The sequence below is a fragment of the Mesorhizobium sp. M0292 genome (assembly GCF_040321695.1).
GTDB lineage: Bacteria > Pseudomonadota > Alphaproteobacteria > Rhizobiales > Rhizobiaceae > Mesorhizobium.
The window spans coordinates 77,194-101,924 of the sequence record NZ_JAMYSB010000004.1; the positions used below are offsets into that span (position 1 = coordinate 77,194).

The following is a 24,731-nucleotide window of genomic DNA, read 5'->3' on the forward strand; positions in this document are numbered from 1 at the left end:
CCGAAGGCGATCACTAATGATCCTGAGGAAAAGAACCGGCTTTGGTTTATCGGCGCATTCATAGACGGCACGGGCCTTTATCTTGAAGCATACCGTCAGCTCAGACGAGGCCATTATCTCGACGGATGGTGCACCTTGGAGCAAGCAGAGCTAGCGTTTGCACGCCAGGAGGACAATCCGTACGTCCCGGAGCTGTTACCTTACGTGAAGCAACGGGCAAACTTGATTGCCCTTTGGCAGTCTACTTTTCCCTATCGACACTTTATCAGCCCAGGAATGATATTGAAGCGCTGGGCATGCTCGATTTGCGGGAAGCAGAGCACGCCGGTCGAGCCATGTGGGCATACTCCCAATCGAGTTTATGCTGGAGAATTCTGCTTTCGCAAGATTCTCGAGTTCGAGCCCCAGGAGATGTCAATCGTCACCGATCCCGTCCAGAAGTACTCGGTCCTCCAGCTCGACTATGACTACAGCGTAGTTCGATATGTGCTGGATCATCTCGCCGGCCCTTTCGACGAATGGGACGGCGAATGGACGCACAAGAGGCAATCACATAAGCATTTCGAGGACCGACCACATGAAGGGCCATGTCCATGCGGCTCAAAGCTTCACTATTCGGAGTGCTGCCTGCCAACCGATGGAGTGCGCCTGCCACATTTCCAGATTAGGGTAGCACACAGAACTTCAGGTGTCGCCGAAGACCGGATCGTGCTTCGCTCGAAGTGTGACGTCACTTAGTGGTGGGTCTAACACTACAGCGTGAACGCAAGGTCCGTTCTACGCATAGGCCGCCCGAACGCCGCGTGGCGCCGGCGTGGAAGTCGCCCGCTATGCCCTCGAAGCCGAGCTGCAATGCTTCCACCGGGCGCCTCTGGAAATGATCTGACGGGGCGACGTAGAGCGCCGCCACCTTGGCGGACAGCTTCCTGGCGGGGATGATTTCGACCGGCTTCTCAGACTCCGGGAAGAGGTCCGGTGTGGCGTTCTGTTTTTGAATCATGCCCTTGGTTTTTCGCCCCGGCCGGCAGGGCCGCAAGAGCGGCTTCAGCTAGGTCGCGCAACTCTTCGACGGACGCGCCGTCCCGCGCCTGGATCGACATGCCGTTCATGACACCCGCAATATATTTGGCGAGACTTTCGGCGGAGAGCTCCTCAGGCAAATCACCTGCCGCCTTGCCCGCCACCAGCCGCGCCGCGATCGCCGCCTCGCTCGCCTTGCGATAGCCTTTAAGCTCATCGGCAATGGCTTGCGCCTGCGGCGAGGTCGCCAGCGCGCCGCTGACGAACAGGCAGCCGCCGGGCTTGCCGGGCCTGGAATAGGCCTCCGCCGCCCCCAGCAGCAGCAACCGGATCGCCTCGCCGGTCGACACCGGCGCGCTCAGCGCTTCCAGCGCAAAGCCGATCTCGGTCTGGTGGTAGCGTTCAAGCGCCTTGCGGAACAAGGTCTCCTTGTCGGTGAAGGCGTTGTAGATCTGCGGTGGCGTCAACCCCATCGCCTCGCGCAGCATCGCCAGCGACGTCGCTTCATAACCATGCTCCCAGAACAGATGCATCGCCGCATCCAGTGCCCGGCCGGGGTCGAAGGCACGTGGGCGGCCGCCGCGCGGCTTTTCCAATTTATCCATAGCGATCGATACGAAACCTGTTGACTCGTCTTTCTCTTATATCGTAACAATCGATACGAAACATGGCAAGCAGCAAATGCAAAGCCATGTGACACCAAGAAAAGGACAGCAAATGCCCATCACCGTGACCGCACCGCAAGGCGTACTGACCCAAGCCGGAGAGCGCGAGATTCTGCCGCGTCTCAGCGCCGCCCTCATCGAGGCTTCCGGAGCCACCGGCAATTCGTTCTTCAACGCCATCGTCGGCGGCACGGTACACATCCTGCCGCCGCACCACATCTATGCCGGCGGGGCCAACCGGCCCGTCGTCATGGTCGAACTGAAGCTGCCCAACATCGGCCTCGGCTCGCTCGAAGCCCGCAGGGCCTTCATCACCGATGCCGTCGCAATCGTTGCCGATCTATGCGTGCCCGGTCATAAGCCGGAAAACACCTGGATCAACATCGTCAATGCGCCCGACGGCGGCTGGGGCATCGGTGGCAAGCAATATACAGGTGAGGCCCTTATCGCTGCGGCCACCGCAGCGGCGCAGTAATACAGCAAACGGCACCGGCCAGGAGCAAACCGATGCGGCTCTCCCCTTCGCTGTTCTTCACCACCAACTGCGAACCAGCGCTGGCTTTCTACGAGCAATGCGGGCTTGGCCGGGGAACCATCCTGCTGCGCTGGGGCGACAACGGCATGCCGGTGCGAACCGAAGCCATGCGCGGCAAGGTGCTGCATGCGCGGTTCGAAGGTCCGGGCGTGCTGTTTCACGCTTCCGACAATGACGATGCGGAGCCGATGAAAGGCTCCGCATTGATGCTGGAGTTCGACGACCAGGCCAAAATGCGGGAACTTTTCGACCGCATGGCCTCAGGCGGGCGGATCACCGTGCCTTTGGCGCGGCAAGTTTGGGGAACAAGTTTCGGCATGCTGGTCGATGCGTTTGGCGTACAGTGGATGTTTTCCGGCAAATGAGCGCCGATCACGATCTTCTTACCTGAAAACAGCACAGGTTCCGTATTGCGCCGCATTGCCGCCGCGCCGCACCGGCTTCATGGTAGACAGTCGGTGGAGATCTCCCATGCGTCCCGGTACGGCAATCGCATTGCTCTGGCTGATCTGGGTCGTGTCCTGGTTTCTAGCCGCTTTCTGGTCCGATCCGGCGAAAAAGCGCGCCGGCATCCAGGCGGAGCTTCGCTATCGCGCTTTGTGGTTGATCGGCGCGGTGCTGCTGTTCGTTCCCGCGCATGGCTATGCCGGCCGGCTGCGGTTCTGGCTTCCGACCCTTGCCGAAGCGTGGATCTGCGCAGGGCTCATCGCCATTGGCTTGATATTCGCATGGTGGGCGCGGCTGCATCTCGGCCGTCTCTGGTCGGCTTCGGTGACGGCCAAGGCCGAACATCGTGTCGTCGACACCGGCCCTTACGGGCTGGTCCGCCATCCGATCTACACCGGACTGCTTTTGGCGATCCTGGCCACCATGGCGGCCAAAGGCACGGTCTGGGGCATCGCCGGCGCGGTCTTTCTCACCGTCGGCATCGTCGTCAAGGCAAGGCTTGAGGAGCGTTTTCTGCGCGGCGAACTGGGCAGCGCCTATGACGACTATGCCGGGCGGGTGCCGATGCTGGTGCCGTTCACGCCAGCTTGATTACAGCATCCTGAGCAGGGCGCCGCCAATCGAATAGCCGGCGCCGAAGGCGCACAGCACGCCGAAATCGCCGGGCTTCATGTCGGCATGGTTTTCCGAAAGCGCGATGATGGCGCCGGCGCCGGCGGTGTTGCCGAGCCGCTCCAGCACCATCGGCGCACGGTCATGGTCGACCTCGTGGCCGAAAGCCAGCTTCAGGATCATGGCGTTCATCCGCGCATTGGCCTGATGCAGCCAGAAACGCCTGACGGCCTGCGGCGTCAGCCCGTGCTCGGCGAGGAACTCGACGATGAATTTGTGGCCGGCGACGGTGACTTCCTTGAACACCTTGTTGCCGACCTGTTTGATCAGATTGCCCTCGAGGTTGATCATGTAGGGATCGTCCTGGGCGGTGCGGGTGTGATAGCCCAGATTGGTGCGGATGTTGTTCGACATCTGCGTCCAGGTGCGCGTGTCCAGCACCTCGAAACGCCCCGGCCGCTTCTCGCCCTTGGCCAGCCCCTCGACCACCATCGCCACCGACGCGTCGCCGAAGATGAAATGCGTCTGCCGGTCGCGGAAATTGAGATGGCCGGTGATGATCTCAGGGGTGACCACCAGCACACGTTTGTGTGCGCCCGTCCGCACCAGATTGACCGCGATGTGCAAGGCGGCCGCGGCCGAAGAGCAGCCGAGCCCCATGTCGAAGCCGGCGCCTTTGGTGCCCAGCGCCTCCTGCATTTCGATGGCGATCGCCGGATAGGGCCGCTGCTGGTGCGAGGACGAACAGATCACCAGGTCGATGTCGGATGGCTTCAGGCCGGCATGGTCGAGCGCCTTTTTCGCCGAAGCGACGCCGAACTCGGCCTGCAGGGACAGCGCATCATCGGGCCGTGCCGGAATGCGCGGCGCCATGCGGGTCGGGTCGAGAATGCCTTCCCGCTCGATGACATGGCGGGTCTGGACACCGGAAGCGTGGACGATGAAGGCGCTGTCGGATTTCTGAAGCAGCGTCTCATCCGTGCCTTGCCGGCGCGCATTCTCGGTGTCGACCCAGGCATTGAAGCTGGCGACCAGTTCTTCGTTGGTGATCTTGGCTTCAGGGATTTCAACGCCAATGCCGCTGATGATGACGCGATGCATATCCAGTCCGTCCATGCGCAGGCGTTGTCGTTCTCATGTGGGCGACGAAGGGGCGCGACGCAACACTTTTCTCACCCAGTCGGTTTACGCCGGCTTAAGCCGAGAATTGGCCGGCGTTCACCAGAGCCCTAGCCAGCCCGCTTGGCGACGATGAAGATGCGCGGAAAGCGCAGCAGCACCTTGCCGTTTGCGGTCTTCGGATAGGCCTTGGCGATCTTTGTCGTGTAGCTGTCGAGGAACAGCTTGCGCTCGCCGGCGTCGAGCGGATCGAGGAAAGGCTTCAGCCCCGTCGACTTCACCCATTCGACGATCGCCTCGGCGTCGGCCAGCGGATGATTGTAGGCCGTGTGCCAGATGTCCACCCGGTCGGCGAGCGGCGACAAGAGATCGTAGTAGAACGACACCGGCGGCAACGGCCCGCGCGCGGCCCCCGCCATCTTGGCGGCGAACGGCATTTCGGCTGCGGTGTCGCGCATCAGCTGATGCGAGGGCTCAAGCAGATTGTCGGGCATCTGGACGGCGAGCGCGCCGCCGGGCGCGAGAAAGCCCATCAGCCGCTGGAACACTGCCGGGTGGGTCGGCAGCCACTGGAACACCGCATTGGCGAAGATGACATTGACCGGCTCGGCCGGCTGCCAGGTCGAGGCATCGGTAAGATCGAAATTGACGCTGGGCAGGCGCGCCCTCGCCTTCTCGATCATGTCGGGAGAGGTGTCGAAGCCGCTGACATCAGCATCCGGCCAGCGCTCGACCAGCAGCTCGGTCGAATTACCCGGGCCGCAGCCGATGTCGACCACCCGGCGCGGGAAATCCACCGGCACCTGCGCAACAAGATCGCGCGCCGGCCGTGTGCGCTCATCCTCGAATTTCAGATATTGGGCGGCTGACCAGTCGGTCATTCAAGCTTTCCTCGTATCAGTTGAGAAATTCGCCGCCCCGGTTGCTCCCTTACCGCGTCAGCCTCTTGTAGGTCATCCTGTGCGGGTTGACGGCTTCGGGGCCGAGACGACGGATCTTGTCCTGCTCGTAGTCCTCGAAATTGCCCTCGAACCATTCGACATGACTGTCACCTTCAAAGGCCAGGATGTGGGTGGCCAGCCGGTCGAGGAACATACGATCGTGCGAGATGATGACGGCGCAGCCACCAAAATTTTCCAGCGCGTCTTCGAGCGCCGCCAGCGTTTCGGTGTCGAGATCGTTGGTCGGTTCGTCGAGCAGCAGCACATTGCCGCCGGTCTTCAGCATTTTTGCCAGATGCACGCGGTTGCGCTGGCCGCCGGAGAGGTTGCCGACCTTCTGCTGCTGGTCGCCGCCACGGAAGTTGAACGATGCGCAATAGGCGCGGGTGTTGGCTTCGAACTTGCCGAGCTTGACCACTTCGGCGCCGCCCGAGATTTCTTCCCAGACGGTCTTTGACGGATCGAGCGCATCGCGGCTCTGATCGACATAGCCGAGCTTCACCGTTTCGCCGATGCGGACAGAGCCGGCATCCGGCGTTTCCTGGCCGGTGATCATGCGGAACAGCGTCGTCTTGCCGGCGCCGTTCGGGCCGATGACGCCGACGATGCCGCCTGGCGGCAGCTTGAATTCCAGACCCTCGATCAACAGCGTGTCGCCAAAGCCCTTCGACAGGCCTTCCGCCTCGATCACCACATTGCCGAGCCGCTCGCCATGCGGAATGACGATCTGCGTATCGCTCGGCCGCCGCTTGTCGGCTGCATCCAGCAGGTCCTGGAACGCCTGGATACGCGCCTTGGACTTGGTCTGGCGGGCTTTCGGGCTGGACTGGATCCACTCGCGCTCGCGGCCGATAGCGCGCTGGCGGGCGTCGTCCTCGCGACCTTCCTGCTTGAGGCGCTTGGCCTTGGCTTCGAGGTATTTGGTGTAGTTGCCCTCATAGGGAATGCCGCGGCCGCGATCGAGCTCGAGGATCCATCCCGTGACATTGTCGAGGAAGTAGCGATCGTGGGTGATGATCATCACGGCGCCCGGATAGGCGCGCAGATGCTTTTCCAGCCACGCCGTGGTTTCGGCGTCGAGATGGTTGGTCGGTTCGTCGAGCAGCAAGAGGTCGGGCTGACGCAGCAGCAACTGGCAGAGCGCGACGCGTCGGCGCTCGCCGCCTGAAAGCTTGGTGACCTCGGAATCCTTGGGCGGGCAGCCCAGAGCTTCCATCGCCATTTCGACCTGCTGTTCGAGATCCCACAGGTTCAGCCGGTCCATCTCGTCCTGGAGCTTGGCCGACTCGTCAGCTGTCTCGTCGGAATAATTCATCATCAATTCGTTGTAGCGCTCGATGATGGCGGTCTTGGCGGCGACACCTTCCATGATGTTCTCGAACACCGTCTTGTTGGCATCGAGCGCCGGCTCCTGCGCGAGATAGCCGACGGTGGCGCCTTCGGCGAGCCAGGCTTCGCCGTTCCACTCCTTGTCGAGCCCGGCCATGATCTTGAGGATCGTCGACTTGCCCGAGCCGTTGGGGCCGAGGATGCCGATCTTGGCGTCGGGATAGAAGGAGAGATGGACATTCTCAAGCACCTTCTTGGTGCCATAGGCCTTGTTGAGGCCGGCCATGTGATAGATGAACTGGCGTGCCACGCGCGCTTTCCTTGATGATTGACCGAAAATGTCGGATTGAATGGAGGTTGGCCGCTATGTAGGCGATGCCGGGCCGAACGGCAATCGCTTTTGCCATTTCAAGCCGGGTGTACACCGCACGTTAAGTTTTCCGCCGGTTGTAGGGCGCGTTGAAATCCCCGGTTAACCCTTCAGCGTCAAAACAGGATCGATCGCTGACCTGTCGCGATCGAAAGTAAAGATCGGACCGAAGGTAGTGCTGAACAGTTTCCTGCTCCTTGCCGAAGCGGTCGTCTACTTCAGCGTCATGGTCACGCTGTTCCGCTTCAGGGATCGCATCGGCCTCGGCGTCTTCGTCTGCGCGCTCGGCGCCATGCATTTCCTCGAAACCTATCTCGCCAGTGTCTTCTACGTCGCCCTGCCCTTCGGCATGGTCTCGCCAGGCTCGGCGGTGCTGTTTTCCGGCAAGCTGGTGATGCTGCTTCTGCTCTACATGAAGGAAGATGCGGCCACGGTGCGCCAGCCGATCTATGGTCTTTTGCTCGGCAACGCCTTGATGATCGGGCTGGTCCTGATCCTGCGCCTGCACGATATTTCAGCCCTTTCCGACGGCAAGCTTCCCGATATCGGTTTCATCGACCAGTTGGGCTGGCTGATGGTGTGGGGCACGACGCTGCTCTTCATCGACGCCATCCTGATCATCCTGCTTTACGAAAAGCTCGGGCGTTATCTGCGCAGGGCGCCGTTCTCCCGCATCCTGATTTGCGTCGCCTGCGTGCTCACCTTCGACCAGGCCGGATTTTTCAGCGCCCTGCATTTCGTCGCCGGCGCGCCGATTGCGGTCTTCTTCGGCGGCTGGTTCGCCAAGATGGGTGCCGCTTTTGCCTACAGCGCCATGCTTGTCGCCTACCTCAGATGGTTCGAAACGCGTCAGGTCGTGGCACCACGTGGGTTGTCCGACGTCTTCGACACCTTGACCTATCGCGAGCGCTACGAAGCCCTGGTCGAACATGTCGGCCGCGACGGCCTCACCGGCCTGTTGCACAGGGGACGCTTTGACAGCGACGGCGAACGTCTGGTCGCTGTCAGCCTGCGCACGGCCCAACCGCTCAGCCTGCTGATCGTCGACGTCGACCATTTCAAGTCGATCAACGATCGCTTCGGCCATGCCGAGGGCGACAGGGTGCTGAGATCGATCGCCCAGGTGCTGACCCAGGCGGCCGGCGCGCACGATCAGGTTTTCAGGATCGGCGGCGAGGAGTTCGCCATCCTTTGCTCGCAACCGCATGCGGTCGCCAGGTTGCTCGGAGAAAACCTCCGCCAGGCCGTCAAGGCGTGCGTAAACCGGTTCGACATCAGCGTCAGCGCCGGCATCGCCACTGTCGATGAGACCGTAGGCTCGCTTGCCGATCTCTTCGCCCTTGCCGACGAGCGTCTCTACAGGGCCAAGTCCACCGGGCGTGACCGCGTCGTCGGCGAAGCGCATGACGATGCCGAAGACCTAACCGCGTGGACATTGCCCACGCGTGGCGTCAGCGGATAAGGCTGTCAGCTCCGCTTGCGCTGCTGCAACGCGCCGACCGCAACTGAAACGGCTATCAGCGCGATGGCCAGCCATTTCAGCACGGTGATGATCGGACTGGCATCGATGTCATAAGCGATGAACAACAGAATGCCGGGCACCAGCAGGCCGCACATGACCAGCATGATGCGGTTGATCTGCCAAGACACTTTTGCCGCCAGCGCTTCGTCACCGGCTTCGCCGACAAGACCGGCGCGCATCTCCCGGGAGATGGCCAACGCGCTCGACAGGCGCATGGAGATCGGCAAGCCGAGCCCGATTATGAGGAAGGCACACGCCGCCAGCAGAGCCGAGAATTTGAGCGCGCTGGTGTCGGCCGGCACCGGAAACAAAAGTGTCGCCAGCGGCAGGAAGACACAGACGATGCCAAGCGCGGCAATGGCGATGAAGATCGCGGCATTGACCCAAGTGAACAGCTGGTAGCGGCCTGCCCCGATCGGCGCGGCAAGCACGCGCATGCGCGCCCACTCGGCATCGGTATAGGAAAAGCCCGGCCATTCCATGCGGCCGTCTTTTATGGCTGTCATTCCCCTGGCCCAGAAAGCCAGCCGCGCCAGCCCGCCTGATGTCATGCCACTCATCGCCACCCCCGCCGAATGAAACACATCCAGACCATATCACCGCGTCACTGCTAAGCGACAGACGGATATCCTACTGGAACCCGGCCGCATCGACCGAACCCTTCGGACAGCCCGCCTTGGTCGTCGGCGCCGAGGCGAGCATGAGAGAGCCCAGCGAACTGTCGGGGCCGATCGGGCCGGTCAGGCCCAGCGTCAGCTCGCCGATCAGCCGCCTGCCGCTCGACGGATCGACCAGGCAGGAGACACGCACCCGCGCGCCCGCCCCGGCGCCGAAGGCGCTGTCGAAGGTGCTGCGGATCTGGTCCGAAGTCAGCTGCTTGCCGACATTCCTGGTGAAGAGTTGGCGCACCGGCGAGGCATTCACCGCCCGCATCAGGTTCAACGCCTCGGCAAAATACTCCTGCTGGCTCTTGCCGTAGCAGGTGCCGTGCTTGATCCATTCATGCCGTTCGAGCTTGGAGGCGGTGCCAGGCATCACCTGGTCGAGTTCGGCGCGCGTATTGGCATCGAGGTTGACCGGCGGCAGGTCGGCCCAATGGGCCGGATTATCATTGGCCTTGTCGCTCGCCGGCACCTGGCAATAGAAATTGCCGTTCGGTTGCGGCCACAGACCATGCAAAGTGAAATGCGACGCGTCGAAACCGCCCGCCGTCTGCGCCTGGCATTCGGGCTTGCTTGCCTTGGTTTCGCAGAAGGCCGGCTGCCAGCTCAGCGCGAAAACATATTCGGGTTTTCCTGAAGCCGGCGCCGCAGGCTTGCCCTGATCGGAGGGCGCGGCCGGCTGGGCGGCTGCGCTGCCGCCGGCGACATGACCGCAGCTGATCTTGACCCAGCGACGCTCAGGATCGGCGCCCGGCACGCGGATGAGGTAATGCGTCGGCGCATCCTTGTTGCCGGCCAGAAGGTCGTAGCTCAGTCCAGCCGTTGTCGCGATATTGCCGGGGTTCTTGCCGCTCTTGATCGCCTGGGTCGCTGGACAGGCGGCATCGGCCACGAAGGAGCCGCTCATCTTCACATCGGCACGCGCTAGGCCGACACCGGCCAGCGCCACCAACACCGCACCCCATATCGCCGATATCCGCATTCCAGCACTCCTAGCGTTTCATAGCGCAAGCTAGAAACGTGTGACATGTCAGAATTACGATTTCTTTCGTCCGCCGCAAAAAACAATCGCTCGGTCGATCAGACCCCGCCCTCCTCGACCCGCTTCGTCAACATACGCAGCAGATCAAGCGCTGTCTCGAGCGCGCGAGCCTCGATGCCCTCGCTGATGCGGTTGGCCCAGACATGCTGGCGCGTGCCGATATCCCGGATCGCGGCCCGGCCGGCATCGGTCATCGCCAGGAGCTTCGCGCGGCGGTGCGCCGGGTTGTCCGCATAGGCGGCAAGCCCTTCGGCGGCCAGAATATCGGCCAGGCGCTGCACGCTCTGGCGCGCAAGCCCCATGTCGCGGGCAATGTCGGCCACCGATTTCGGCTCCTTCAGCACCGCGCCCAGAACCTGCCAGCGCGCCGCCGTCAACCCGGCAGGCTCCGCCAGCCGGTCGGCCGCGTCGAGAAACCCGCCATTCAGCCGGAACACGGCAAGCACCAGTTCGGTGAGCACATCTCCGGCTTCGGTCCTGCTTGTCATTTCTGGCCGGCCTCGATGGTGGAAACGAAAGTGTTGACGGCTTCAGCCACCGCCTCCGGCTTGTCAAGCATCACCCAATGGCCGGAACCGGCGACGGTTCTGTGGCCAATTCGGCTGCGCAGCCGAAACAGAGCCGCCGCATTGTCATTGGCCTCCGTGGCCAGCACGAAGATCGGCCCATGATAGGCGTCGAGCGTCGGCTCGGGATTCCATTCCGCCAGCGCCTTGCCGACGCCTGCCCGAGCCGCCGGATCGACCACCGCCGCATCGGCGATGACCTGTTTGCGGACATCTGGGTTGGAGCCGGCGATCGAGATGTAATAAGCGCTCAGGACATCGCCGCCGTTTGGCCCCGCGAGATCGTGCACGAACCCGTCGCGAATCTCTTTGGGCAGGGCGCGCGGATCGGTCGCCGGATCGACCAGCAGGATGCCGGCAACACGGTCGGGATGGCCGGAGGCATAGGCGAGCGCGGCCCCACTGCCGCCGCTATGTGCAACGAGGACAAACCGCTTCAGGCCGAACGCATCGGCCACCGCACCAATATCGTCGGCACGGCCGTCATAGCCGTAGTCGGCATCAGCTGCAGGCGCCGATGCGCCATGGCCGCGAAAATCGAAGGCGACCGCCTCACGGCCACCTGCGGTGAGCTGCATCACCCGGTTCCACTGTGTGGCGCGGCTGCAATCGCCATGCGCGAACAGGATCGGCAGGCCGCCGCCGGATTTGATGTCGTAGCCGGCAAGCTGGCCCTGCGGGCCGGCAATGGTTGAGGTCTTCATGGTCGTCTCCCTGGTCTGGCTGGAAGCAATGCCGGGCAGGAGCATTGCGGATGAAAGGCTCGCCAGCAGAAACGCGCGGCGCGAAACGGTTTTCATGCTCATGTTCCCGATGTAATTTGACAGCATGCTGTCATATAGCCAAATTGACAGCACACTGTCAATAGTGACGCCGGCTGATTTCGACCTCCCCTTGACGTCGGTCACGCGGTCGCCCAACAGTCGCCAAGGGAGCGAGACATGGCATTTGACAAGCAGACGACGCTGGCCTCACCGACCGGGGCCACGCTCAATCTCTATGTGAAGCACGCGGGGGGCTCTCCACGCGCGGTAGTCCAGGTCAATCACGGCCTGGCCGAACACGCCGCGCGCTATGCCCGCTTCGCCGATTACCTCAGCACCCGCGGCTTTCATGTCTACGTCCACGACCATCGCGGCCATGGCGCGACCAAGGCGCCCGATGCCCCGCTCGGCAGATTCGCCGGCACAAGCGGCCCGGCCAAGGTGATCTCCGATGTCGACGCAGTCCACGATTTGATTGCGAAGGAGCAGCCCGGCCTGCCGGTCATCCTGTTCGGCCATTCGATGGGTGCGTCGGTGGCGCTCAACTACCTGCTGGCGCACTCGCCGCGCGTCCACGCCGCGGCGATCTGGAACGGCAATTTCTCACAAGGCCTGCTTGGTCAGCTTGCACTCGCCATCCTCGCTTATGAGCGCTTCAGGCTCGGCTCCGATGTTCCCTCACGCGTCTTGCCCAAACTGACCTTCCAGGCCTGGGGCAAGGCGGTGCCCAACCACAAGACGCCGTTCGACTGGCTGTCGCGCGACGAGGCTGAAGTGGCCAAGTACATTGCCGACCCGCTGTGCGGCTGGGATGCCTCGATCTCGATGTGGCGCGATGTCGTGGAGATGGCGCAGAAAGGCGGCAAGGATGCGGGCTTTGCCGGCATCAGGCGCGACCTGCCCGTCAGCATCGTCGGCGGCGAGAAGGATCCGGCCTCCGACTATGGCAAAGGCATCGATCATCTCACCAAGCGGATGCGCGCGATGGGCTTTTCGAATCTGGTTTCAAAGGTTTACGCCGACACCCGCCACGAAAGCCTGAACGAGGTGAACCGCGACACCGTTATGGACGATTTCGCTGCCTGGGCCGATAGCGTGCTCAAAGAGTGACATCGCTGGCCTACCGCAAGGCCCGTGACAGCGGCATCCCGGGTTGATAGAGGCTGCGGTTCCGACCCGTTTTTGGTGATTTATGGCTGAACCTCCGCTGAAAGGCGTCCGCGTCGTCGAACTCGCCCGCATCCTGGCCGGCCCCTGGGCAGGACAATTGCTGGCCGATCTCGGCGCCGATGTCATCAAGGTCGAGAGCCCCGACGGCGGCGACGATACCCGCAAATGGGGTCCGCCCTTCGTCATGAGCCATGATGGCGAGAACCTGTCGGCCGCCTATTACCATTCCTGCAATCGCGGCAAGCGTTCCATCGCCGTCGATTTCTCGACATCGGAAGGGGCCGAGACGGTGCGCCGGCTGGTTGCCACGGCCGACATTCTGATCGAGAACTTCAAGCTCGGCGGCCTCAAGAAATACGGGCTCGATTACGAGAGCCTGAAGGCGATCAATCCAAAGCTCGTCTACTGCTCGATCACCGGCTTCGGCCAGGATGGGCCTTACGCACCCCGCGCCGGCTATGATTTCATCATCCAGGCCATGGCCGGCATGATGTCGATCACCGGCGAGGTCGGGCGCGAGCCGCAAAAAGCCGGCGTCGCCATATCGGACATCTTCACCGGCCTCTATTCGGTGATCGCCATCCAGGCAGCGCTTCGCCATGCCGAAAAGACCGGCCAGGGACAGCATATCGACATGGCGCTGTTCGACACGCAGATTTCCGCACTCGGCAACCAGAACCTCAACTATCTCGTCTCCGGCAAGGCGCCGGTGCAGATGGGCAATGCGCATATGAACATTGCGCCCTATGAGGTTGTCCCGGTCAGGGACGGCCATATCATCCTGGCGGTCGGCAATGACGGCCAGTTCGCCAAATTCTGCGCCGCCGTCGGACTCGACCATCTCTCAGCGAATCCCGATTTCGCCACCAATCCGGCCCGCGTCGCCAACCGGGTGAAATTGCGCGAGCACATGATCGAGACGCTGAAGAACTGGGACCGAGACCCGTTGCTGGCCAAGCTCGAAGCGGCAAGCGTGCCGGCGAGCCCGATCAACAATATCGGCCAGATGTTTGCCGACCCGCAGACGATCGCACGCGGCATGCGGCTCGACCTCGACGATGGCCATGGCAATCGTCTGCCCTCGGTGCGCGCGCCGATGGTGATGTCCGGCACACCGCTGGTCTATGAACGCCCTTCGCCACGCCTTGGCGAACATACCGAAGAAATTCTTGCCGAACTGGAGAAGTCTGGACGATGAAGACCGGTGGACAACTGATTGTCGACGCACTCGAGGCGAACGGCACCGACCGCATCTTCTGCGTGCCCGGCGAATCCTATCTCGCGGTGCTCGACGCATTGCATGACTCGCCCATCCGCACCATTGTCTGCCGACAGGAAGGCGGCGCCGCCATGATGGCCGACTGCCAGGGGCGGCTGACCGGCCAGCCCGGCATCTGCTTCGTCACCCGCGGCCCCGGCGCCACCAATGCGTCGGCCGGCATTCACATTGCCATGCAGGATTCGATACCCGTCATCCTGTTCATCGGCCAGGTCGCCAGCCACGCCAAGGAGCGCGAGGCTTTCCAGGAGGTCAACTACAAGCGCTTCTTCGGCGACATCGCCAAATGGGTGGTGGAGATCGACGATGCCGCGCGCATCCCCGAACTCGTCACCCGCGCCTTTGCTGTCGCGACATCGGGCCGCCCCGGCCCCGTCGTCGTCTCGCTGCCGGAGGACATGCTGACCAGTCTTGTCGACGCGCCCGCGGCCTTGCCGCACACGCCGGTCGAAACCCGGCCCGGCGAAGCCGAACTCGATGCTTTGGAAAAGCTTCTGGCCAAAGCCAAGCGTCCCTTCGTCATCCTCGGCGGCACACGCTGGGACGAGGAAGCGGTGGCACGTATGCGCACCATTGCCGAGGCCTGGTCGCTGCCGGTCGGCTGCTCCTTCCGCCGCCAGATGCTGTTCGACCATCTGCACCCGAACTATGCCGGCGATGTCGGCATCGGCATCAACCCGAAGCTGGCCACCGCCATCAAGCAGGCCGACCTGGTGCTGCTGATCGGCGGCCGCATGGGCGAGATGCCGTCCTCCGACTATACGTTGCTGAAGAGCCCTTACCCCGACCAGACGCTGGTCCATGTCCATGCCGATGCCGGCGAACTCGGCCGCGTCTACCGGCCGACCCTGGCGATCAACGCTTCGCCTTCGGCCTTCGTCGAGGCTTTTGCCAAGCGCAAGCCAACCTCCACGCCAGCCTGGGCGGATGAGACAGCGAAAGCACACGCTGCCTACCTCGACTGGTCGACGCCGCCTGAGACCGGCCCCGGCCCGGTCCAGATGGGGCCGATCATGAACTATCTGGAAAAGATTTTGCCCGATGACGCCATTTTCACCAACGGCGCCGGCAATTACGCCACCTGGGTGCACCGCTTCCACCGCTTCCGCCGCTTCGCCACCCAAGGCGCGCCGACCTCCGGTTCGATGGGTTACGGCACCCCGGCTGCGGTCGCCGCCAAGGCGCTCCATCCCGACCGCACCGTGATCGCCTTTGCCGGCGACGGCTGCTTCCTGATGAACGGACAGGAATTCGCTACCGCCGTGCAATACGACCTGCCGATCATCGTTATCGTCGTGAACAACGGCATCTACGGCACCATCCGCATGCACCAGGAGCGCGACTATCCCGGCCGTGTCGTCGCCACCGATCTGAAGAACCCTGACTTTGCCGCTCTTGCCCGCGCCTATGGCGGCCACGGCGAGACGGTCGAGAACACGGCAGATTTTGCCCCTGCCTTCGAGCGTGCCCGCGCCAGCGGCAAGCCGGCGATCGTCGAAATCAGGCTCGACCCCGAGGCGATCACGCCGACGCGGACGATGACGCAGATCCGCGACAAGAGCTGAGAAGTTGGCAGCGAAAGCCGAGTTCCGTCACACCCCCCTCTGTCCTGCCGGACATCTCCCCCTCAAGGGGGGAGATTGGATGTCATGTCGCCCTTCGCCAATCTGCAGCGTTGCAGACAGGGCGCTATGGTCAGAGCTGCTGATCTCCCCCCTTGAGGGGGAGATGTCCGGCAGGACAGAGGGGGGTGCTGTCCCGCCGACGCTGCCAAGACGATCGCCCCTTTCCTGATATCTACAAGCGAGCTATCAGACCGCTGCCAGCGCCTGCGTCAGGTCGGCGATAAGATCGTCCGGATGCTCGACGCCGATCGACAGCCTGACCGTGGTCTCCAGCACGCCGATGCGCTGGCGCACGTCGAAGGGAATGCCGGAGTGCGTCATCGCCGCCGGGTGGCTGGCGAGTGACTCCGTGCCGCCGAGGCTCACCGCCAGCTTGAATATTTGCAGCCCGTTGAGAAATGCGAAGGCCGCCTTCTCTCCGCCTTTGATATCGAAAGAAAATGTCGACCCGGCGCCGCTGCATTGCGCCTTGTAGGCCCGTCCCGCTGCGGTGTCCTCGCCCAGGAACGGCAGGTAATGCACCTTCTCGACCTTGGCGTGATCGCGCAGGAATTCGGCCACGAGCCGCGCATTGTCGTTGGCGCGCTCCATGCGGATGGACAGCGTCTCCAGCGAGCGGCCGAGCATCCAGCAGGAATGCGGGTCGAGCTGCGTGCCGATGGCGCCGCGCAGCGCCTTGATCGGCTTGGTCACCGCCTTGCTGCCCATCGCCGCACCGGCGATCAGGTCGGAATGGCCGCCGACATATTTGGTCAGCGAATAGACGGAGACATCGGCGCCATGTTCGATCGGCCGCTGGAACACCGGGCCGAGCAGCGTGTTGTCGCAGACGATGATCGGCGTTGATCCTTGGCTTGCGCCGATCTCGTCGGCAATCTTCCTGATCAGCGCGATATCGACCAGGCTGTTGGTCGGATTTGACGGCGTCTCGATGAGGATGACCGACACACGCCCCTTTGCCACCGCAGCATCCGCAGCCGAGCGCACCGCCTTCTCGTCGACGCCGTCGGCAAAGCCGACAGCGCCGATGCCGAAGCCGGACAGCGTGCGCGTCAAGAGCGTCTCGGTGCCGCCGTAAAGCGGCTGCGAATGCAGGATGACATCGCCGGGGCGGGCATAGGCGAGCAGCGTCGTGGCGATCGCCGACATGCCGGACGAGAACAGGATGCAGGCGTCCGTTCCCTCATAGACCGCCAGCCGGTCCTCGACGATCTCTGAGTTCGGATGGTTGAAGCGCGAATAGACCAGGCCGGACGCCGTGCCGCTCGGCGGCTCCTTGCGGCCGGATGTGTAGTCGAAGAAGTCGCGTCCCTCCTCCGCCGATTTGAACACGAACGTCGAGGTCAGGAACACCGGCGGCTTGACGGCGCCTTCCGACAGTTGCGGATCGAAGCCATAGCTCAACATCAACGTTTCCGGATGGAGCTTGTGGTTGCCGATGTGGGTTTTCGACGGGCGCGGCGCGGTCATGGCTTTTCCTGCATCTGGAGGAGTCTCGTCCAGCAATTTATGCGATCCCGGTCCGCCAGTCCTTGCTATTTTCGGCCTCGCATGGCTGCATCCCGGCAACAAATTGCCGAGCGAGAGCAAAAGTGCAGCAGAAGATAGCCGACGATTTCGACCGCAAGATCCTGCGCGAGCTGCAGGCCGACGCCCGCATCACCAACAATGAGCTGGCGGAGCGCATCGGCCTGTCGCCGTCGCCATGTTTGAGGAGGGTACGCCGGCTGGAGGAGGCCGGCATTATCCGGGGCTATACCACGCTGGTCGACCCGGCCGCCTTCGGCTGGAACATGGTCGCCATCGCCACCGTCCGGCTCAGCCGCCAGAACGAGGACGAGATCGTCATGTTCGAGGACGCCATCCGCGGGTGGGAAGAGGTGCTGGAATGCCACCTCGTCACCGGGGCGCGCGACTATGTGCTGAAGGTGGTGACCGGCAGCCTCGAACAGTACGAGCGCTTCATCAAGGAAAAGATCGCGCGGCTGAAATGCGTCGCTTCGATCGAGACCAGCTTCGTCATGAACACCATAAAGGAACGGCGCCTCTGACATTTGGTCAAAGGCGCCGCTCTCGAGGTCGAAATTGCCTGGCCAGGCTTATTTGATCGCCTTGTCGGTGATGGCCGTGGTGTAGGCGCCGGTCGGCGCCTTGGTGATGATCTTCTGGTCGAGCAGCGCCTTGGCGGTGCGCTCGTAGGTCGCCGGGTCGAGCTTGCCGTCGGCATTGTCGATCAGCTTGGCGACTTCGCTCATCATCCGCTTCTGGTGGTTTTCGTCCTGGCCACCGCCGTCCATGACAATGCCCGCGGCCTCGTCATTGTTGTCGATGGCATATTTCCAGCCCTTCATCGAGGCGCGCACGAAACGCACCATCTTGTCTTCGAAAGCCGGATCCTTGAGCTTGTCTTCCGAGGCATAGAGCCCGTCCTCAAGCAGGTCGTTGCCCATCGCCGAGTAGTTGAACACGGTGAGCTGGTCCGGCTTGTAGCCGGCATCGATCAGCTGCCAGTACTCGTTGTAGGTCATGACCGAAATGCAATCCGCCTGCTTCTGGATCAGCGGCTGGACGTCGAAGCTCTGCTTCAGAACCGTGACGCCATCCGGGCCGCCTTCGGTCTTCAGGCCGAGCTTGTTCATCCAGGCGTAGAAAGGATATTCGTTGCCGAAGAACCAGACGCCGAGCGTGTGACCCTTGAAATCGGCTTCGGTCTTGATCGGGCCGTCCTTCGGGCAGACCAGCTCCATACCGGCCTTCTTGAACGGCTGGGCGATGTTGACCAGCGGCACGCCCTTTTCGCGCGCGGCGAGCGCCCCGCCCATCCAGTCGACGATGACGTCGGCGCCACCGCCGGCGATCACCTGCTCGGGTGCGATATCGGGACCGCCCGGCTTGATGTCGACGTCGAGGCCTTCTGCTTCATAAAAACCCTTGGCCTTGGCGACATAGTAGCCGGCAAACTGCGCCTGCGTGACCCATTTCAGCTGCAAGGTCACCTTGTCGGCGGCCATTGCCTGGAACGCGGCCAGCGACATCGCGCCGGCCAGCATCGGAATGATCAGTCTTTTCATGTTTTTACCCTCTGAAGTTAACACCCGAACCCACCGCCCTATCCACCACGGACAGAGGGATGCCAAAACGTGACGGCTCTCTCGACGAGAGCGACCACGCCATAAAAGACCGAACCCGCCAGTGCTGCAACAGCGATTTCGGCCCAGACCATATCGATGTTCATCCGCCCGACCTCGGTCGAGATGCGAAAGCCCATGCCGACCACAGGCGTGCCGAAGAACTCGGCGACGATGGCGCCGATCAGCGCCAGCGTCGAGTTGATCTTCAGCGCGTTGAAGATGAAGGGCGCTGCCGCCGGCAGCCGGAGCTTCAAGAGTGTTGGCCAGTAGCCCGACGCATAGGTGCGCATCAGGTCGCGCTCCATATGGCCGGAGGCGGCAAGACCGGCAACCGTGTTCACCAGCATCGGGAAGAAGGTCATGATGATGACGACCGCGGCCTTGGACGGCCAGTCGAAGCCGAACCACATCACCATGATCGGCGCCACACCGATGATCGGCAGCGCCGAGACCATATTGCCGATCGGCAGCAGACCGCGGCGCAGGAACGGCACGCGGTCGGCCGCAATCGCCACCAGGAAGCCGGCGCCGCTGCCGATGACATAACCGAAGATCACCGCCTTGAAGATGGTCTGCCTGATATCGGCGCCGAGCACCGGCAGGGAACTGGCGATGCGCACACCGATGGCGCTCGGCGGCGGCAAAAGGATGAAGGGAATGCCGGCGCCACGCGTCACCGCTTCCCATATGATCAGGATCCAGGCGCCGAAGATCGCCGGGATGATGAGGCGCAGCGCCATCCGCGCCCCTTTTGCCATCGGGCGAAGCCCCGACAGCACCGCCACACAGCGCCAGGCCAGCAGCCAGGCAGCGGCGAGCAGCAGGAAATAAGGCGCCATTGCCGTGCCTTCGAACCCTGTAATGCCCGAGATCAGCATCCAGGCGACAAGGTGAGCGCCGATAAACAGCACCGCAGCCTCGGCCACCGCCGAAATTCTGATCATCGAGATCAGCCCCGCCAGCACGGCCAGGCCGATCATCGGGGTCTTTATACCGAAATAGGGGTAGTCGAAACTTGCCGTCGGGTCTGCAAGGGTGGCCGCTTCCGGCTTCGACATCGCGCCGAGCGCGACGGCGACGAGGCACAGCGCAATGGCCAGCACGGCTTGCCAGGAGGGCTTCAGCCAGTTCATGCCGGCCTCCCGCCCATCGCGCGGTCAACGAGGCGCCCGGCTATGCCGACCACCATGACCAGAAGGGCCGCCACCACCGAGCCCGCCACAAGGGCGGACCAGATGTCGATGGACTGGCTGTAATAGGCGCCTGCCAAAAGCTTGGCGCCGATGCCGGCGACAGCACCGGTCGGCAGTTCGCCGACAATGGCGCCGACCAGGCTCGCCGCCACCGCCACCTTCATCGAGGTGAACAGGAACGGCACCGAGGCCGGCACCCGCAGCTTCCAGAAGGTCTGCGAGACACTGGCATTGTAGGTGTGCATCAGGTCGAGATGCATGAGTTCGGGCGAGCGCAGGCCCTTCACCATGCCAACCGTCACCGGGAAGAACGACAGGTAGGTCGAGATCATCGCCTTTGGGATCAGACCGCTGATGCCGATCGCCCCCAGCACGACGATGATCATCGGCGCCACCGCCAGAATGGGAATCGTCTGGGAGGCGATGATCCACGGCATCAGGCTGCGGTCGAGCGTCGCCACATGCACGATGCCAACCGCGATGACGATGCCGAGCGCCGTGCCGAAGGCAAAGCCGAGCAACGTCGACGACAGGGTCACCCAAGCATTGTAGACGAGGCTTCGGCTCGATGTGATGGGCCGCAGGAAGGTGTTCTCGAAGAAGTTCACCGCCACCTGATGCGGCGCCGGCAGCGTCGGCTTGGGCTGCGACAGCGTCTTGCTGATTAATTCGACGGTGTCGTGGGTTTCCCCGGCGCGCCGGTCGAGGTCGCGCTGGAAGGGCGCGTTTAGGATGACGGCGAAGACATACCAGAGCACCACCACGCCCAGGAGGATGGAGGTCACGGGGATGAATTTTTCGCGGAAGGTGTCCATCTATCGCGCCTCGCCAGCGGGGCGCCCTCCTCTCCCCAACGGGGCGAGGGTGGCCGGAGCGAAGCGGAGGCCGACCACCTCCGCGTTCGTCATCCTAGGGCGGAGCGACGCGAAGCGTCGTGCAGACCCTAGGATCCATTCCGTGACGTTGGCCGAGGGGTATAAGCGGTTGAGAATGTTCGCCTTCGCGGGCGCAGCGGCGTGTGCACCGTTTTGCACCGTTGCGGACCGTATAGGTAACGGTATGGATCCTAGGGTCTGCGCCGCGTCGCTTCGCTCCTTGCTTCGCCCTAGGATGACGAAGGCGTGGCGGCGACGTCCGCACTCATTCGCTACCCCCTCAATCATCATAGCTGTGCCCTGCCCTCAAGCCATCGCGCACGCGGGCCGCGATCGCCAAAAACTCCGGTGTCTCGCGGATGTCCAGTGGCCGCTCCTTTGGCAGCGTCGATTCGATGATGTCGGTAACCCGACCTGGGCGCGGCGACATGACGACGATGCGCGTCGACAGATACACCGCCTCGGGGATGGAATGGGTGACGAAGCAGATCGTCTTGTTGGTGCGCGCCCACAATTCCAGAAGCTGTTCATTGAGATGATCGCGCACGATCTCGTCCAGCGCGCCGAAGGGCTCGTCCATCAGCAACAGGTCGGCGTCGAAGGCGAGCGCGCGGGCGATCGAAGCGCGCTGCTGCATGCCGCCGGAAAGCTGCCAGGGGTATTTCTTCTCGAAGCCGGAGAGGTTGACGAGCTCCATCGTGCGCTTGATGCGCTCGGCCTGCTCCGCTCTCGAAAGGCCGATGATCTCCAGCGGCAGCGCCACGTTACGCTCGATCGTGCGCCACGGGAAAAGGGCTGCCGCCTGGAAGACGTAGCCATAAGCGCGTTTCTCGCGCGCCTGTTCCGGCGTCATGCCGTTGACCGAGATCGTGCCCGATGTCGGTTTTTCCAGATCGGCGATGACGCGCAGCAAGGTGGTCTTGCCGCAGCCCGATGGGCCGATGAAGGAGACGAACTCGCCCTTGCCGATGGTCAGGTCGACATTGGAGAGCGCCTCTACCGGACCGTCATTGGTCTGAAAGGTAAGGCCAAGTCTGCTTGCCGAGACGACGGCTGGCAATTGTCCCGTCATCGCTTGCTGCCTGCCTCTCGCAGCCGCCCAGGATGAAATGCCGTTGCATTCGCGTTGATGTTGCTTTCCACTCGTCCAATCCCACCCAATCGACGCCCGGAGCCTTGCCGATGTCGCCCAAACCCACTTGTCACCTTATCCGTCCTGAAAGCACTTATGAAGGCAAGCAGGGATTGACCTATTTTGCCGGCATTGCAGCCGAGACGGTCGGCTCGTCCGGCATCTGCATGCATCTGCTCACCCTGCCGCCTGGCGCCCGCGCCAAGGCGCATCTGCATGAAAGCCATGAGACGGCGATCTATGTGCTCTCGGGCGAGGTCCACACATGGTATGGCGACAGGCTCGAGAACCACATCGTCGTCAAGGCCGGCGACCTCTTCTACATCCCGGCCGGCGTACCGCATCTGCCGGCCAATCTGAGCAACGCCCCGTCCTCGGCCGTCATCGCCCGCACCGATCCCAATGAACAGGAAAGCGTCGTCCTGTTGCCGGAACTGGATGCGCTGGTGGCCTGACGCTGACGGGACTGCCGTCATTTGCACCGCGCCACTTCGCCCATGACATTGCCGTCGTCGTCGGCGACCGTCAGCTTCTTGGCGTTCTTGGCGCTGCGCTTGATGGTGAATTTGGCCGGCTCCTGTCCCTCTTCGCCTTCCGCCTCGCATCTTGCCGTCACCACCAGCGACCCATCAGCCTGAGCTTGCTTCTCCGTGAAGGTGCAGGCGCTGGCGGCGGTGACCAATGCCTCGTCGGTCAAAAGCAGCATCCGATCGGCGGCGACTTCCTGGCCGTTGCGGTTGATGCAGCCATATTTGTCCCCATAGGGTTTCGTCAGGTCGATGCCTGCCGCAAGGGCCTGACCCGCAGCCAGAACGACTATCATCGCAACAGACGGCCCCAAACCGCGCGCGCTCATTCCCCCAGCTCCAACGTCACGAACACGGTTGCAACGGCCCCATTTCTTCAAGACCGGGAATGGTCACGAAGAACCCACCCTCGCCCTTGTTGGTGACCACAACGGTTTCAGCCGTCGTCCCCGCCTCGCCTTCGGCGGAACAGGTCGCATCAAGCGATTGCGTGCCCGGCGCCCACGTCAATTGCTGCGCGAACCGGCAGCCGCTGCCATAGGTCTCGATGCCTTCGGCGGTCAGCACGATATAATCGTCCCGGCCCTGAAAACCGGCCTTTGCAAAGACACAGCCGGCATCGTTGCCCCAGGAGCCGGCCAGCCTCTCGGCCCCTGTTGCCGGACCAGCGACCACCATCGCCACGACCAGTGAAATGAGCGCCCCCGGGCTCCGCAACGTCAAACGCCTGTCGCCGGAATGCCGGTGCGTTCCACCTTGCGCGGCGCGGTAATGTCCTTCCAGGTCGACAGAGCCCGGTTGACCGCCGCGTTCGGCTCGCGGGCGACGAATTCGCCATGGCCGGGCTTGGCCTTGACCTCCGCTTCCTCGACCGACAATTCGCCGCGCGAAAAGACGAAGCGCGGCAGGCCGGTCACCTCAAAACCTTCGAAGACGTTGTAGTCGATCACCGATTGCTGCTTCTTCGAGGTGATGGTCTTCTTGGCGCTGGGGTCCCACACCACGATGTCGGCGTCCGCGCCTTCGACGATGGCGCCCTTCCTAGGATACATGTTGAGGATCTTGGCGATGTTGGTCGAAGTCACCGCGACGAACTCGTTCATCGTCAGCCGCCCGGTGTTGACGCCCGTCGTCCACAGCACGGGCAAGCGGTCTTCGAGCCCGCCGGTGCCGTTCGGGATCTTGGTGAAATCGCCGAGGCCGTTGCGCTTCTGCTTGGTGGTGAAGGCGCAGTGGTCGGTCGCCACCACCTGCAGCGATCCCGCCTGCAGGCCGGCCCACAGCGAATCCTGGTGCAGCTTGTTGCGGAAGGGCGGGCTCATGACGCGGCGCGCCGCATGATCCCAATCCTTGTCGAAATACTCGCTCTCGTCCAGCGTCAAATGCTGGATCAGCGGCTCGCCGAAAACCCGCATGCCCTTCTGGCGGGCGCGGCGGATCGCTTCGTGGCTCTGCTCGCAGGACACATGCACGACATAGAGCGGCACGCCGGCCATGTCGGCGATCATGATGGCGCGGTTGGTCGCCTCGCCTTCCACTTCCGGCGGCCGCGAATAGGCGTGTCCCTCGGGACCATTATTGCCGGCAGCGAGCAGCTTTTGCGACAGCGCCGCAACCACGTCGCCATTCTCGGCATGAACGAGCGGCAGCGCGCCGAGATCGGCGCAGCGCTGGAACGACGCGTACATCTCGTCGTCGTCCACCATCAGCGCGCCCTTGTAGGCCATGAAATGCTTGAACGAGGTAATGCCTCTGTCGACGACGGTGGCCATCTCGTCGAACACCTGCTTGCCCCACCAGGTGATCGCCATGTGGAAGGAGTAGTCGCAGGCAGCCTTCGAGGTCTTGTTGTCCCACATCTGCAACGCTTCCAGCAGCGATTGCTGCGGCGCCGGCAGGCAGAAATCGACCACCATCGTGGTGCCACCGGAAAGGGCCGCACGCGTCCCGGACTCGAAATCGTCGGCCGAATAGGTGCCCATGAACGGCATTTCGAGATGGGTGTGCGGATCGATGCCGCCCGGCATGACGTAACAGCCGCTGGCGTCGAACTCATGGTCGCCATGCAGGTTCGAGCCAATGGCGACGATCTTGCCGTGCTGCATCAGCACATCGGCCTTCCAGGTGCGGTCGGCGGTGACGATGGTGCCGTTTCGGATGACTTTGGTCATTGTCGTGTTCCCTTGTTCTCTTCGCGCTTCTTGT

At 62.9% G+C, this 24,731-nt stretch carries 25 protein-coding genes and 1 pseudogene; 9 read left to right on the forward strand and 17 right to left on the reverse strand.

Annotation, left to right across the window (positions count from 1 at the left end):
* Nucleotides 1-787 precede the first annotated feature (787 nt).
* Both NKI96_RS07315 and NKI96_RS07320 read right to left on the reverse strand, forming a co-directional pair.
* A pseudogene (locus NKI96_RS07315) lies at nt 788-1,000 on the reverse strand (MOSC domain-containing protein); the annotation flags it as partial.
* Nucleotides 954-1,625, reverse strand: coding sequence for a TetR/AcrR family transcriptional regulator (locus tag NKI96_RS07320; RefSeq protein WP_352803535.1), 672 nt, complete (start codon nt 1,623-1,625; stop codon nt 954-956). The gene NKI96_RS07320 and the pseudogene NKI96_RS07315, both read right to left, overlap by 47 nt.
* A 112-nt stretch (nt 1,626-1,737) precedes the next feature.
* On the opposite strand from NKI96_RS07320, the gene NKI96_RS07325 reads away from it, so the two are divergent.
* The 3 genes from NKI96_RS07325 to NKI96_RS07335 all read left to right on the forward strand — a co-directional run bounded on the left by NKI96_RS07325 (nt 1,738) and on the right by NKI96_RS07335 (nt 3,258).
* Nucleotides 1,738-2,160 (forward strand): tautomerase family protein, encoded by a 423-nt coding sequence (locus tag NKI96_RS07325; RefSeq protein ID WP_352803538.1) that lies wholly within the window; start codon nt 1,738-1,740, stop codon nt 2,158-2,160.
* 32 nt (nt 2,161-2,192) lie between these two features.
* A complete protein-coding gene (locus NKI96_RS07330; protein WP_352803541.1) occupies nt 2,193-2,585 on the forward strand; it encodes a VOC family protein in 393 nt (130 codons plus the stop codon).
* A 106-nt stretch (nt 2,586-2,691) separates the two neighbouring features.
* Nucleotides 2,692-3,258 (forward strand): methyltransferase family protein, encoded by a 567-nt coding sequence (locus NKI96_RS07335; protein WP_352803544.1) that lies wholly within the window; start codon nt 2,692-2,694, stop codon nt 3,256-3,258.
* Here NKI96_RS07335 and NKI96_RS07340 read toward each other — a convergent pair whose 3' ends face one another.
* From NKI96_RS07340 to ettA, 3 genes are all read right to left on the reverse strand, one after another.
* Complete coding sequence (locus tag NKI96_RS07340) at nt 3,259-4,380, reverse strand: beta-ketoacyl-ACP synthase III (protein ID WP_352803789.1); 1,122 nt, start codon at nt 4,378-4,380, stop codon at nt 3,259-3,261. It lies immediately after the preceding gene.
* A 128-nt stretch (nt 4,381-4,508) separates the two neighbouring features.
* Nucleotides 4,509-5,279, reverse strand: coding sequence for a trans-aconitate 2-methyltransferase (gene tam, locus NKI96_RS07345; protein ID WP_352803547.1), 771 nt, complete (start codon nt 5,277-5,279; stop codon nt 4,509-4,511).
* A 49-nt stretch (nt 5,280-5,328) separates the two neighbouring features.
* A complete protein-coding gene (ettA, locus tag NKI96_RS07350; protein WP_023688009.1) occupies nt 5,329-6,978 on the reverse strand; it encodes an energy-dependent translational throttle protein EttA in 1,650 nt (549 codons plus the stop codon).
* Nucleotides 6,979-7,213: 235 nt separating this feature from the next.
* Here ettA and NKI96_RS07355 point away from each other — a divergent pair, with 235 nt between their 5' ends.
* Nucleotides 7,214-8,500, forward strand: coding sequence for a GGDEF domain-containing protein (locus NKI96_RS07355; RefSeq protein ID WP_023690848.1), 1,287 nt, complete (start codon nt 7,214-7,216; stop codon nt 8,498-8,500).
* 5 nt (nt 8,501-8,505) lie between these two features.
* Here the strand turns inward: NKI96_RS07355 and NKI96_RS07360 are convergent, their stop codons facing one another.
* The 4 genes from NKI96_RS07360 to NKI96_RS07375 form a co-directional block, all read right to left on the reverse strand.
* Complete coding sequence (locus NKI96_RS07360) at nt 8,506-9,120, reverse strand: hypothetical protein (protein ID WP_155927127.1); 615 nt, start codon at nt 9,118-9,120, stop codon at nt 8,506-8,508.
* 70 nt (nt 9,121-9,190) lie between these two features.
* Nucleotides 9,191-10,204: a ribonuclease T2 family protein gene (locus NKI96_RS07365; RefSeq protein WP_352803551.1), complete on the reverse strand. Its 1,014-nt coding sequence runs from the start codon at nt 10,202-10,204 to the stop codon at nt 9,191-9,193.
* 98 nt (nt 10,205-10,302) lie between these two features.
* Nucleotides 10,303-10,725 (reverse strand): MarR family winged helix-turn-helix transcriptional regulator, encoded by a 423-nt coding sequence (locus tag NKI96_RS07370; RefSeq protein ID WP_245267064.1) that lies wholly within the window; start codon nt 10,723-10,725, stop codon nt 10,303-10,305.
* 23 nt (nt 10,726-10,748) lie between these two features.
* On the reverse strand, nt 10,749-11,630 hold the full coding sequence (locus NKI96_RS07375; RefSeq protein WP_196814066.1) for an alpha/beta fold hydrolase: 882 nt from the start codon (nt 11,628-11,630) through the stop codon (nt 10,749-10,751).
* 141 nt (nt 11,631-11,771) lie between these two features.
* Between NKI96_RS07375 and NKI96_RS07380 the strand changes: the two genes are divergently transcribed.
* The 3 genes from NKI96_RS07380 (at nt 11,772) to NKI96_RS07390 (ending at nt 15,608) form a co-directional block, all read left to right on the forward strand.
* The gene (locus NKI96_RS07380) at nt 11,772-12,704 is read left to right on the forward strand and encodes an alpha/beta fold hydrolase (RefSeq protein WP_023739884.1); all 933 of its coding nucleotides are present in this window, start codon (nt 11,772-11,774) and stop codon (nt 12,702-12,704) included.
* 82 nt (nt 12,705-12,786) lie between these two features.
* Nucleotides 12,787-13,962, forward strand: coding sequence for a CaiB/BaiF CoA transferase family protein (locus tag NKI96_RS07385; RefSeq protein WP_352537765.1), 1,176 nt, complete (start codon nt 12,787-12,789; stop codon nt 13,960-13,962).
* A complete protein-coding gene (locus NKI96_RS07390) occupies nt 13,959-15,608 on the forward strand; it encodes a thiamine pyrophosphate-binding protein (protein ID WP_023714796.1) in 1,650 nt (549 codons plus the stop codon). Before NKI96_RS07385 ends, NKI96_RS07390 begins: the two co-directional genes overlap by 4 nt.
* Nucleotides 15,609-15,854: 246 nt before the next feature.
* Here NKI96_RS07390 and NKI96_RS07395 read toward each other — a convergent pair whose 3' ends face one another.
* Nucleotides 15,855-17,138, reverse strand: coding sequence for a cystathionine gamma-synthase family protein (locus NKI96_RS07395; protein ID WP_023739888.1), 1,284 nt, complete (start codon nt 17,136-17,138; stop codon nt 15,855-15,857).
* 122 nt (nt 17,139-17,260) lie between these two features.
* Here NKI96_RS07395 and NKI96_RS07400 point away from each other — a divergent pair, with 122 nt between their 5' ends.
* Nucleotides 17,261-17,719 carry an Lrp/AsnC family transcriptional regulator gene (locus NKI96_RS07400; RefSeq protein WP_023668224.1) on the forward strand — a complete coding sequence of 153 codons (459 nt, stop codon included), beginning with the start codon at nt 17,261-17,263 and terminating at the stop codon, nt 17,717-17,719.
* Nucleotides 17,720-17,767: 48 nt separating this feature from the next.
* On the opposite strand, the gene NKI96_RS07405 is transcribed toward NKI96_RS07400, so the two are convergent.
* The 4 genes from NKI96_RS07405 to NKI96_RS07420 form a co-directional block, all read right to left on the reverse strand.
* Nucleotides 17,768-18,739 (reverse strand): ABC transporter substrate-binding protein, encoded by a 972-nt coding sequence (locus NKI96_RS07405; RefSeq protein WP_023682178.1) that lies wholly within the window; start codon nt 18,737-18,739, stop codon nt 17,768-17,770.
* A gap of 38 nt (nt 18,740-18,777) precedes the next feature.
* Nucleotides 18,778-19,932, reverse strand: coding sequence for an ABC transporter permease (locus NKI96_RS07410; RefSeq protein WP_352803556.1), 1,155 nt, complete (start codon nt 19,930-19,932; stop codon nt 18,778-18,780).
* Nucleotides 19,929-20,807 carry an ABC transporter permease gene (locus tag NKI96_RS07415; RefSeq protein ID WP_352803559.1) on the reverse strand — a complete coding sequence of 293 codons (879 nt, stop codon included), beginning with the start codon at nt 20,805-20,807 and terminating at the stop codon, nt 19,929-19,931. The genes NKI96_RS07410 and NKI96_RS07415 overlap by 4 nt, the downstream gene beginning before the upstream one ends.
* A gap of 340 nt (nt 20,808-21,147) precedes the next feature.
* Nucleotides 21,148-21,939, reverse strand: a complete 792-nt coding sequence (locus tag NKI96_RS07420) for an ABC transporter ATP-binding protein (protein ID WP_352803562.1) — start codon at nt 21,937-21,939, stop codon at nt 21,148-21,150.
* Nucleotides 21,940-22,049: 110 nt separating this feature from the next.
* Between NKI96_RS07420 and NKI96_RS07425 the strand changes: the two genes are divergently transcribed.
* Nucleotides 22,050-22,454 carry a cupin domain-containing protein gene (locus NKI96_RS07425; RefSeq protein ID WP_031193071.1) on the forward strand — a complete coding sequence of 135 codons (405 nt, stop codon included), beginning with the start codon at nt 22,050-22,052 and terminating at the stop codon, nt 22,452-22,454.
* Between the two features lie 17 nt (nt 22,455-22,471).
* Here NKI96_RS07425 and NKI96_RS07430 read toward each other — a convergent pair whose 3' ends face one another.
* From NKI96_RS07430 to hydA, 3 genes are read right to left on the reverse strand one after another with little or no spacing between them, the layout of a single operon-like run.
* Nucleotides 22,472-22,855: a hypothetical protein gene (locus NKI96_RS07430; RefSeq protein ID WP_352803564.1), complete on the reverse strand. Its 384-nt coding sequence runs from the start codon at nt 22,853-22,855 to the stop codon at nt 22,472-22,474.
* A gap of 16 nt (nt 22,856-22,871) precedes the next feature.
* Nucleotides 22,872-23,249, reverse strand: a complete 378-nt coding sequence (locus NKI96_RS07435; protein ID WP_023668216.1) for a hypothetical protein — start codon at nt 23,247-23,249, stop codon at nt 22,872-22,874.
* Nucleotides 23,246-24,697, reverse strand: coding sequence for a dihydropyrimidinase (gene hydA / locus NKI96_RS07440; protein WP_023712057.1), 1,452 nt, complete (start codon nt 24,695-24,697; stop codon nt 23,246-23,248). Before hydA ends, NKI96_RS07435 begins: the two co-directional genes overlap by 4 nt.
* Nucleotides 24,698-24,731 lie beyond the last annotated feature (34 nt).

Coding starts and splice junctions, on each gene's coding strand:
- hydA (WP_023712057.1), bottom strand. CDS start 24,697: ATGACCAAAGTCATCCGAAACGGCACCATCGTCACCGCCGACCGCACC.
- NKI96_RS07375 (WP_196814066.1), bottom strand. CDS start 11,630: ATGAAAACCGTTTCGCGCCGCGCGTTTCTGCTGGCGAGCCTTTCATCC.
- NKI96_RS07390 (WP_023714796.1), top strand. CDS start 13,959: ATGAAGACCGGTGGACAACTGATTGTCGACGCACTCGAGGCGAACGGC.
- NKI96_RS07365 (WP_352803551.1), bottom strand. CDS start 10,204: ATGCGGATATCGGCGATATGGGGTGCGGTGTTGGTGGCGCTGGCCGGT.
- NKI96_RS07360 (WP_155927127.1), bottom strand. CDS start 9,120: ATGAGTGGCATGACATCAGGCGGGCTGGCGCGGCTGGCTTTCTGGGCC.
- NKI96_RS07340 (WP_352803789.1), bottom strand. CDS start 4,380: ATGCATCGCGTCATCATCAGCGGCATTGGCGTTGAAATCCCTGAAGCC.
- NKI96_RS07415 (WP_352803559.1), bottom strand. CDS start 20,807: ATGGACACCTTCCGCGAAAAATTCATCCCCGTGACCTCCATCCTCCTG.
- NKI96_RS07425 (WP_031193071.1), top strand. CDS start 22,050: ATGTCGCCCAAACCCACTTGTCACCTTATCCGTCCTGAAAGCACTTAT.
- NKI96_RS07385 (WP_352537765.1), top strand. CDS start 12,787: ATGGCTGAACCTCCGCTGAAAGGCGTCCGCGTCGTCGAACTCGCCCGC.
- NKI96_RS07380 (WP_023739884.1), top strand. CDS start 11,772: ATGGCATTTGACAAGCAGACGACGCTGGCCTCACCGACCGGGGCCACG.
- tam (WP_352803547.1), bottom strand. CDS start 5,279: ATGACCGACTGGTCAGCCGCCCAATATCTGAAATTCGAGGATGAGCGC.
- NKI96_RS07320 (WP_352803535.1), bottom strand. CDS start 1,625: ATGGATAAATTGGAAAAGCCGCGCGGCGGCCGCCCACGTGCCTTCGAC.
- NKI96_RS07330 (WP_352803541.1), top strand. CDS start 2,193: ATGCGGCTCTCCCCTTCGCTGTTCTTCACCACCAACTGCGAACCAGCG.
- NKI96_RS07405 (WP_023682178.1), bottom strand. CDS start 18,739: ATGAAAAGACTGATCATTCCGATGCTGGCCGGCGCGATGTCGCTGGCC.
- NKI96_RS07430 (WP_352803564.1), bottom strand. CDS start 22,855: ATGAGCGCGCGCGGTTTGGGGCCGTCTGTTGCGATGATAGTCGTTCTG.
- NKI96_RS07420 (WP_352803562.1), bottom strand. CDS start 21,939: ATGACGGGACAATTGCCAGCCGTCGTCTCGGCAAGCAGACTTGGCCTT.
- NKI96_RS07395 (WP_023739888.1), bottom strand. CDS start 17,138: ATGACCGCGCCGCGCCCGTCGAAAACCCACATCGGCAACCACAAGCTC.
- NKI96_RS07325 (WP_352803538.1), top strand. CDS start 1,738: ATGCCCATCACCGTGACCGCACCGCAAGGCGTACTGACCCAAGCCGGA.
- NKI96_RS07335 (WP_352803544.1), top strand. CDS start 2,692: ATGCGTCCCGGTACGGCAATCGCATTGCTCTGGCTGATCTGGGTCGTG.
- NKI96_RS07410 (WP_352803556.1), bottom strand. CDS start 19,932: ATGAACTGGCTGAAGCCCTCCTGGCAAGCCGTGCTGGCCATTGCGCTG.